Origin of the sequence: Devosia psychrophila (assembly GCF_000971275.1) — a bacterium.
Lineage (GTDB): Bacteria > Pseudomonadota > Alphaproteobacteria > Rhizobiales > Devosiaceae > Devosia > Devosia psychrophila.
Window position 1 is genome coordinate 1 of sequence record NZ_LAPV01000034.1, and the last position, 8,590, is coordinate 8,590.

Annotated in this window: 9 protein-coding genes and 1 pseudogene; 3 read left to right on the top strand and 7 right to left on the bottom strand. The window is 59.6% G+C overall.

Annotation, left to right across the window (positions count from 1 at the left end; genetic code table 11):
* Positions 1-260: 260 nt before the first annotated feature.
* The 7 genes from WH91_RS03040 to WH91_RS03070 form a co-directional block, all read right to left on the bottom strand.
* A complete protein-coding gene (locus WH91_RS03040) occupies positions 261-1,457 on the bottom strand; it encodes an aminotransferase class V-fold PLP-dependent enzyme (protein ID WP_046169552.1) in 1,197 nt (398 codons plus the stop codon).
* A 34-nt stretch (positions 1,458-1,491) separates the two neighbouring features.
* Positions 1,492-2,694 (bottom strand): aminotransferase class V-fold PLP-dependent enzyme, encoded by a 1,203-nt coding sequence (locus tag WH91_RS03045; protein ID WP_046169553.1) that lies wholly within the window; start codon positions 2,692-2,694, stop codon positions 1,492-1,494.
* Between the two features lie 13 nt (positions 2,695-2,707).
* Positions 2,708-3,169, bottom strand: coding sequence for a RidA family protein (locus tag WH91_RS03050; protein WP_046169554.1), 462 nt, complete (start codon positions 3,167-3,169; stop codon positions 2,708-2,710).
* Positions 3,170-3,185: 16 nt separating this feature from the next.
* Complete coding sequence (locus WH91_RS03055) at positions 3,186-3,965, bottom strand: amino acid ABC transporter ATP-binding protein (RefSeq protein WP_046169555.1); 780 nt, start codon at positions 3,963-3,965, stop codon at positions 3,186-3,188.
* Between the two features lie 5 nt (positions 3,966-3,970).
* Positions 3,971-4,618: an amino acid ABC transporter permease gene (locus tag WH91_RS03060; RefSeq protein WP_046169556.1), complete on the bottom strand. Its 648-nt coding sequence runs from the start codon at positions 4,616-4,618 to the stop codon at positions 3,971-3,973.
* 1 nt (position 4,619) lies between these two features.
* Entirely contained in the window at positions 4,620-5,285 is a 666-nt protein-coding gene (locus WH91_RS03065) for an amino acid ABC transporter permease (protein ID WP_046169561.1), read from the bottom strand.
* An 82-nt stretch (positions 5,286-5,367) separates the two neighbouring features.
* Positions 5,368-6,246: a transporter substrate-binding domain-containing protein gene (locus WH91_RS03070; protein ID WP_046169557.1), complete on the bottom strand. Its 879-nt coding sequence runs from the start codon at positions 6,244-6,246 to the stop codon at positions 5,368-5,370.
* Between the two features lie 155 nt (positions 6,247-6,401).
* Between WH91_RS03070 and WH91_RS03075 the strand changes: the two genes are divergently transcribed.
* From WH91_RS03075 to WH91_RS24845, 3 genes and pseudogenes are all read left to right on the top strand, one after another.
* Entirely contained in the window at positions 6,402-7,160 is a 759-nt protein-coding gene (locus tag WH91_RS03075) for an IclR family transcriptional regulator (RefSeq protein ID WP_244542491.1), read from the top strand.
* A gap of 27 nt (positions 7,161-7,187) precedes the next feature.
* Positions 7,188-8,423: an NAD(P)/FAD-dependent oxidoreductase gene (locus WH91_RS03080; RefSeq protein WP_046169559.1), complete on the top strand. Its 1,236-nt coding sequence runs from the start codon at positions 7,188-7,190 to the stop codon at positions 8,421-8,423.
* Positions 8,424-8,496: 73 nt separating this feature from the next.
* A pseudogene (locus tag WH91_RS24845) lies at positions 8,497-8,590 on the top strand (IS5/IS1182 family transposase); the annotation flags it as partial.

The window sequence follows — 8,590 nt, forward strand, 5'->3', positions numbered from 1 at the left end:
GCCCCTGTTCGAGGCACGCACTCGATCACCCCAAAACAGCAAAACCCATAGCGCAACACCTGCGGACCACGGGTTCCTGCATGAGAGGCTTTCGTACGCCAAGAGGCACCCGAAACCCTTCACCATTTGCAGACATCCGCAACAGGTTTCCGAAATCCTGAAAGCTGCCGCTTGGCTCGATCTTGAGACTTCGGGTTTCGTGTTACATTGCTCATTAAAGCCTAACAATAACCGAGCGGCTGCCCCAGGCCGATTATCGATCAGTCGGGCCATTGCAGAATTTTCGCCTCGCGGTCGAGCCAGATGTCTTCGATGGGCGTTTCGGTGACGTCATTAGCAAGTGCAGCTTTACCGAGTTCTTCGCTCAGCCGCTCGGCGACGATGAATTCTTGGCCCGGATGCAGATTGCAGGGATCGAGGAAGAAGTGGCCATGCTCTATTTCGTGGTCGCGAACGATGATGGGGCTGTCGCCGGCGGCTAGGCGCATAGCAAGGTCCCATGCCGAGATATGGGCGGCCTGCGGATCGATGCTGACCTTCATGCGATCCAGCGGGTTTTTGGTTGGGTCCGGTACGACAGTTGCCGTCACGCCTGGTCTGTTGGCGAGCGCCTCGCTCCATACATTGAGCGCAGAGCGTTCGCGGGCGCGAATTCCCTCGTGGTCGCGGGTCTTCCAGGCGATCATTGCAGCCATTACGCCTATGATGCTTTCCTTGCCGACCTTCATGCCGCGACCAATTCCGCGGTTCTGCAAGTAAGTGGCACGAACCAGGTCCTTGGAACCCGACACGATGCCGGAGGTCGGACCGCCCAAGAACTTGTGGCCTGACCAGATGACGATATCAGCGCCGAGGGCGAGAACCGTCGTCAGGTCATATTCCGAGGCTGCATCGACGATGACGGGTATGCCTTTTTCATGGCAGACTTGGATAAAGGTGGCGATCGGGATCTGCGCATAGTCGACGACATGGTGCGAAATCACGAACACGGCCGCGGCCGTATTTTCGTTGATCGAGGTGGCAAGTTGATAGGCCGAGCTGGCGGTGGCCTGACCCACAGGCACGACCTTGGCGCCGGAAAGCCGGATCATTTGCTCGATCGGCGCACCGAAGCTGATCATGTGGCCAGAAGGGATGACCACCTCGTTCTTGAGCGTGCCAGTATCGGGCAAGCGCTCGATGGCGAGCAGGTCGGACCCGGTCATGGCGCCGGCAACCGCCAGGGTAATTCCGGATGCGCATGAGGCTGTCACGAACCCGGCCTCGGCGCCGGTCAGGTCGGAGATCACCTTGCTCGCCTGCTTGTGCAGCGCCGTCATCTCGAAAAACTGGCTTAAACCGCGCGTCATGGCGTCGATTGCTTGCGGCACCACAATGGAGGCGCCCAGCGCCGTCATGGTACCTGAAACATTGATGACCTGGCGCAGCCCCAGATCCTGGCGAATATCATTGGACACGACGAATACCTCGAATTGGGATGGAGCGGTGGGCCTAATCAGGCCACTGTAGAGTTCTGGATGACGATTTAACGGGGACGGCCATGGCATTGTCCGGGCGTTCCCCGCTGAGGATTTCAGCCAGTCGCTTGGCAACGGTGTCGGCTTCGCCAGGATGGAGATTGCAGGGATCAAGCCAAAAAATGCCCTTCTCGGCCTGATGCCCGCGCACCATGATCGGGGGCGAACCCGCCGCCAGTGTGGAGGCAAGTCCATAGGCGGTGAAGCCGCTGTTTGGCAGCACGCGGACTTCAAGCCGGTCGAGCGGATTGTTTGTTGGGTCTGGGCTTATCTCGGTCTCGATGCCGGTGCGGTCGGCAAGCGCCGCCTGCCAGCCTTCGAGTGCGAGTTGCTCACTTGCTCTGATGCCGGCATGGTCGCGCACCTGCCAGGCGTCGAGCGCCGCCATGACGCCAGCGATGGTTTCCTTGCCAACCTTCATGCTGCGGCCGACGCCCCGGTTCTGCAGATATCCCGATCGAACTAGATCCTTGCGGCCGGCGATGATGCCTGAGGTCGGCCCGCCCAGAAACTTGTGACCGCTATAGATCACCAGGTCAGCACCCTCGGCGATAAAGCGGCGGAAATCGTATTCCGAGGCGGCGTCGACGATCACCGGCACGCCCATGTCGTGGCAGATTGCCACGAACTCGGGCAGCGTCAGCATGCCGTAGGCGATCGTCGAATGAGCAACGACGTAAATGCCGGCGGCTGTCGCATCCGTGATGGCGTCGGCCACCTGATAGGGTTGAGTGGAGCTAACGGTGCCGGCCAAGACCGGTGTCCCCCCCGCAAGCCGGATCGCTTGGTCGATGCTGTTGCCATAGCCGACATTGTGGCCCAGTTGCAGGATGACTTCGCTCTTGAGCCCAGTGGTATCGAGTGGCAGGCGCTCGACGGCCAAGGACCGGTCGCCTGTCATTGCAGCAGCTACGGCAATGACAATGCCGCCAGCAGCAGAAGCGGTGATGAAACCAGCTTCGGCGCCCGTTACCCGAGCCACGGTGGCACTGGCATGCCGCTGCAGATCGTCTATTTCAACGAATTCAGGCGCGATCTCGGCCATGGCTCTTATAGCCTCCGGCACCATGATCGAGGCGCCCAGGGCCGTCATCGTGCCCGAGACATTGATGATTGGGCGTAGGCCCAGGCGCTCGCGGATCGGAGTATTGCTGGTGGCGTTGATGGCGGATGCCATAATGCTGAACTTTCTAGGCGCGGAGTTCGAAGATGGCTTCGATCTCGACAGTGATATTATTTGGGAGGGACGAAACGCCGATAGCCGAGCGGGCATGCTGGCCGATCTCGCCGAATACGGCGGTGAACAGGTCTGAGCAGCCGTTGATTACTTCGGGATGGTTGGTGAAATTGTCCGCGGCATTGACCAGGCCAAGCAATTTGACCACCTGGCTGACTCTGCCCAGATCGCCGATGGCGTCGGCCAGCACGGACAGCAGGTTAAGGCCGGTCAGCTTGGCATGTTCGTAAGCTGCGGCGGTCGTCACATCGATGCCGACCTTGCCTTCATGTAAGGTGCCGTCCGCCTCGCGCGGACCTTGGCCCGAGATGAAGATCAGTGAGCCGGTGCGAATGTAATTGCGGAAATTGCCGATCGGACTGGGAATGGGCAACAGCTTCAAGCCGTGCGGTTCAAGGCGCGCCAGATTTGGCATGGTCGTCTCTTTTCGGTTAGTGGGCTGTAGCGCTGAAGCGCGACAAGAAGTTGCGCAGCCGCTCGTTGGTGGCCACCTCCGCCATCAGGTCATCCGGCTTGCCCTGGGCTGAAACCAGGCCGTCGGCCATGAAGACGATGCGATGGCTCGCATCACGGGCAAAGGCGATCTCGTGCGTCACCATCAGCATGGTCATGCCGTCGACGGCCAATTGGCGGACGACGTCTAGCACCTCGTTCACAAGTTCAGGGTCGAGGGCCGAGGTGATCTCGTCGAGCAACAAAATCTTGGGATCCATGGCGACGGCGCGGGCAATTCCAACACGCTGCTGCTGGCCCCCGGAGAGTTCGGAAGGCAAGGCGTCCGCCTTGTGTGAAAGTCCCACGCGCGACAGCCAGTGCTGCGCTATCTCCCGGGCTTCCTTGAGCGGCTTCTTGCGTACCCGGCGAAGGCCGAGCATGACATTCTGTTCTGCCGTCAGGTGCGGGAACAGGTTGAAACTCTGGAACACCATGCCAGTTTCTGCCCGCATACCGGCCAGGTCAACCTCGCCCCGCCGCTTCCGGCTGCTGGTGTCGACATAGCCGACCTCGCGCCCATCGATCTGGATGGAGCCGCCGTCATAGACTTCGAGAAAATTGACGCAGCGCAGCAAGGTGGTCTTGCCGCTGCCGGACGGGCCGATCACGCTGACGACTTCGCCGGCGGCGACGCTGAGATCGATTGATTTCAGCACCTGGTTTTCGGCGAAAGACTTGCTCAGCTTGTCGATCTGCAAAAGGTTGGTCGCGGTCATGCGGCTCACTCCCGGATATATGAATAGCGTCGTTCCAGCACCTTGCTAAGGGTGGAAAGGCTGTAGTTGATCGCGAAATACATCAGTGCGCCGAGCACATAGAGCGGCAGCGGCTCATAGGTGCGGCCGATGACTTGGTTGATGGCCTGCATCAAGTCGACAACGCCAAGCAGCGATACGAGAGCGCTGCCCTTGACGGCGTCGGTCACGCCATTCAGCCATGGTGGCAGGAAGCGCCGCATAGCCTGGGGCAAGATCACATAACGCAGGCGCTGTGGGAAGATCAGCCCGATAGCCATGCCGGCTTCCATCTGCCCACGTGGAATGGAGGTCACAGCGCCGCGGACATATTCGATGACATGCGCCGACTTGAACACGGTCAGCGCCAGCACTGCCGCCCAGAATGAACTGAGGTTCAGTCCCAGGGGCGGCAGTCCGTAATAGACCACGAAGATCAGCACCAGGATCGGGATGCCGCGAATGCAATCGCTCAGCAAGCGGATCAGCCAGCGCAGCGGCCAGGGGCCGTAAATCAGCCCGATGCCAAGCAGTACGCCAATGACAAGGGAGAGAGCTACGACGATGGCCGAGACCAGCAGTGTCACGCCCAGGCCGTTCATCAAAAAGGGCAGGGAATAGATTATGGCGTCCATGTCAGCGCTCCACCCTGAAGCGGCGTTCAAGCAGTCGCAGCCCGAACAGGATGGCGTAGCCAGTCACGACGTAAAGCACTGTGGTGACGGCGTAGACTTCGACGATGCGGAAGGTCTTGTTGTTGATCCACTGCGCACCATAGGTCAGTTCCGGTACCGCGATCACCGAAGCGATGGAGGTGTCCTTGAACAACGAAATGAAGGTGTTGGACAGTGCTGGCAGCGTGATGCGGGTCATGGTCGGCAGGCGGACATAAAGCAGGCGTTGCCAGGGCGTGAGTCCCATGGCCTTGCCGGCGTCGAGAAGTCCCTTTGGCACGGCATCAAGTCCGGAGCGGAACACTTCCACCAGATAGGCTCCGGCATAGAGCGACAGGGTGACGACAAACGACACTGGCGCGCTATATGAAATATTGACGACAGTGGGCAGGCCGTAAAACACCAGATAGACTAGCAGCAGCAGGGGCACGTTGCGGATGAACTCGACATAACCCGAGATGAACGTCCGCGCGACACGACCTGCCGAGACATACCAGATCGCCAGCACCAGACCGATGATCGCGCCGATCAGGATGGAGATGAAAGCGAGCCCCAGGCTCAGCAGCAGGCCTTCGGCCAGCTTGTCGAAATTGGTCCAGATCTGGTTGAAGCTGAGTTGATATCCCATGCTGCCTGCCATTCATCCGTTTGCTCCGCACCGGTGCGGAAATCCGCAGCCAGCGCTTGAAGGCGCTGGCTGACTTAGGAGGCTAGATCGTCGGGAAGCCCGGCGTGCGCACAGGGGCGTCGAGGCCGAAATAGTCCTTGAAGGCTGCGTCGTAGAGCGCGGTTTCATGGCCGAACATAGCGATCGTGAAGGCCGTGTTGACGAACTGCAACCAGTCGAGGTCACCCTGGCGCACGGCAGCGCCGTATAGCATGGAACGCCAGGACTTGCCGCTGTCGACATAGCGGTCGGCATTGCGGGCGACGAGCCACTTGACGGTCGACAGATCGACTGCCGCGGCATCGACGCGGCCAGCTTCCAGCGCCTGGATCACGTTGGCCTGGGTATCTATCTGCATCACCTGGGCTTCTGGCAGCACTTCGTGCACGCCGGCTTCAGCGTCGACATTCTGCAGGATCGAGACGCGCGTATTGGCGCCACCGGCGAGCAGTTCGTCAAAGCTCTTCATCGTGCCCTTGGGGCTGGTCAGCAGCGACACACCCTCGACATAATATGGGCGGGCAAAGGCGATGATCTGGGCGCGGGCCCCGGACATGGTCATGAACTGGATCGAGATATCGACCTTGCCGGTGATGACGTTTGGTACGCGCTGGGCTGCGTCTTGCAGCACATATTCGATCTTGGTTTCGTCATCGAACAGCGCCTTGGCCAAAATCTTGCCCATGGTGATGTCCATGCCGACCAATTCGCCGGCATCATTTTCAAAATGCCACGGGGCATTGGTGCTGCCGGTACCGACGATCAGGTGACCCCGGTCGATGACAGTGCGCAATAGGCTGTCGGGGGCAGACTGCGCCGCCGCTTTTTGGGCGTTCAAAGCTACCAGTCCGATGCCGCCTGCCAGAGCGGCATTGCCCATGCCGATCTTCAGAAATTCCCTGCGTTTAGAAACGTCCGTCATCTTCGCCTCCGTTGCGATCCCTGATCCCGCCAGTTACTGTCTGAACGAGTATGTCTTGTATATCGGACAACACTCCGATATTTAAGACGCTAATGACAAAGTTGTCGCTTTGCAATAGGGGTGCTGCAGGAGGAGCAATGACTGAATTGGTAATGATGCAGAGCAAGGCCGAGGTGAGCAGGGAGCGCGGTATCGACCGTGTGCTCAAGCTGATGGCGTACCTCAATGAAAGCGGTCGGCCGGTGCGCGTGGCGGAGCTGCCAAAGGCGCTCGGCGCCCCCCGCTCGACCATTTACGAGCTGGTGCGGGTGCTGACCGAGTCGGGCATTCTTGAGCTCAGCGGCGACGACAATAAGGTCTCTTTTGGCAAGTTGATTTACCTTTATGGCATCAACTACATGCGCGAGAATGATGTGATCCGGCGCGGTTCTGCCGAGGTCGACGCCCTGTCGCGGCTGACCGGGGAAACCAGCGAGCTTTGCGTGCTGAACCGCAATCGCCAGGCGATCGTCCACACCCATCCGGGCTCCCGGCCAATGCGCATCAGCTCGCAGGCCGGCGGGCAGATTCCACTGCCATGGACCGCATCAGGCCGTCTTATGTTGGCTCATATGACACCGATTGAAATTGAGGCCCTGGTATCGCCTGAAGATCTTACACTTCCCGACAAGCGGGTGATGCCAATGGCAGATTTCGTTGCCGATTGCATCGGCGCCCGTGGCAGTACCATCTTGGCAACCAGCGGGCTGATTAACAGCTTTACACAGTGCCTCGCCTCGCCGATTTTCGGCGTTGACGGAAGGGTGCAGGCTACCATCTGTTTGGTCTTGCCGATGGACATCACCAATGAACAGCGTGCGGAACTGCAGCAGACCCTGATTGCCAGCGGTCGCAAGCTGTCGATGGATGTCTAAGTTTATCTCTTAAGGCGAGTTGGTGCGATGAAAGTGGATGCCCTTGTGCTTGGCGCTGGAATTGTGGGCGTGAGTGTCGCGATCCATCTGGCCATGCGCGGTCGTTCGGTTGTGCTGGTAGATCGCCGCGGTGCCGGCGAAGAAACCTCGTTTGGCAACGCTGGACTGATTCAGCGCGAAGGAGTGGCACCGCACCTGTTTCCGCAGGATCTTCCAACCCTGCTCAGCTACGCCCGCAACCAGAGCACTACCATGCGCTTCCAGTGGCGGGCACTGCCAAAGTTGTCCAATTTTCTTCTGCAATACTGGTGGTACTCGCGCTCAGCTTCGTACCAAAAGATCGTCGACGATTATTCCAAGTTCATCGCCCATGCCGTCAGCGAACATGCGCCGCTGGTCGAGCAAGCAGGGGCATCGAACCTGATCGGCAAGGCGGGCTGGATGGAGGTCTATCGCAGCAAAGCGAGTTTTAACGCTGCCCAGACGGAGGCCGAGGCCCATAGCCGGTTTGGCCTCGAACATGAAGTGCTCGACCCCTCTAGGCTGAAGAGTCAGGAACCCGGAGTGACAGCCGAACTGGCTGGTGGCATTCACTGGACGCAGCCCTGGACCGTTCGCGATCCTTTGGCGCTGACCCAGGCATACCTCCGCCTGTTCCAAAAGCTGGGTGGACGTTTTGCCATTAGCGACGCGACCACTCTCCGTGAGGTGGCTAGCGGCTGGGAGGTCGATACGATCGACGGCGCCGTAACAGCCCGCGATGCAGTGGTCGCACTTGGACCGTGGTCCGACAAGCTGCTGCGCAAGCTCGGTCGACGGCTGCCGCTGGGCGTCAAGCGCGGCTATCACATGCACTACGGGCCACGCGGTAATATTGGCATTTCCATGCCGATCTACGACGAGGCCGGGTTTCTCGTCGCACCGATGCATCGCGGCATTCGCCTCACTACCGGGGCAGAATTTGCCTTGCTTGATGCGCCGTCCAACCCGGCGCAGCTGAATAGCGCTGAGCAGGTCGCAGCCTTATCTTATCCCCTAGGCGAACGGCTCGACACAAATGCCTGGCTAGGCGCGCGCCCCTGTACGCCCGACATGAAGCCAATTGTTGGTCCGGAAGGGCGACAAGGCCTTTGGCTGGCGCTCGGCCATGCCCACCATGGCTTGACTTTGGGCCCCGCCACCGGGCGCCTGTTAGCCGAGATGATGACCGGTGAAACGCCGTTTATCGACCCAACTCCTTACAGTATTTCTCGTTTCAACTAGGGTCCGGACCCAATAAGTGGATTCCCATACCAATCGGGCAGTGATTCACTGCCTCATTGAGGAGGCGGTGATTATGGGTGATTTCTTTTGGTTTTCCGATGCGCAGTGGGCCCGGATCGAGCCGCTGCTTCCAACCGACGTGCGCGGCAAGCCCCGGGTAGATGATC

What these genes read in the sequence shown, in the direction of transcription:
- WH91_RS03045 (WP_046169553.1), bottom strand. Translation starts at nt 2,694, where the DNA reads ATGGCATCCGCCATCAACGCCACCAGCAATACTCCGATCCGCGAGCGC.
- WH91_RS03050 (WP_046169554.1), bottom strand. Translation starts at nt 3,169, where the DNA reads ATGCCAAATCTGGCGCGCCTTGAACCGCACGGCTTGAAGCTGTTGCCC.
- WH91_RS03055 (WP_046169555.1), bottom strand. Translation starts at nt 3,965, where the DNA reads ATGACCGCGACCAACCTTTTGCAGATCGACAAGCTGAGCAAGTCTTTC.
- WH91_RS03060 (WP_046169556.1), bottom strand. Translation starts at nt 4,618, where the DNA reads ATGGACGCCATAATCTATTCCCTGCCCTTTTTGATGAACGGCCTGGGC.
- WH91_RS03065 (WP_046169561.1), bottom strand. Translation starts at nt 5,285, where the DNA reads ATGGGATATCAACTCAGCTTCAACCAGATCTGGACCAATTTCGACAAG.
- WH91_RS03070 (WP_046169557.1), bottom strand. Translation starts at nt 6,246, where the DNA reads ATGACGGACGTTTCTAAACGCAGGGAATTTCTGAAGATCGGCATGGGC.
- WH91_RS03075 (WP_244542491.1), top strand. Translation starts at nt 6,402, where the DNA reads ATGCAGAGCAAGGCCGAGGTGAGCAGGGAGCGCGGTATCGACCGTGTG.
- WH91_RS03080 (WP_046169559.1), top strand. Translation starts at nt 7,188, where the DNA reads ATGAAAGTGGATGCCCTTGTGCTTGGCGCTGGAATTGTGGGCGTGAGT.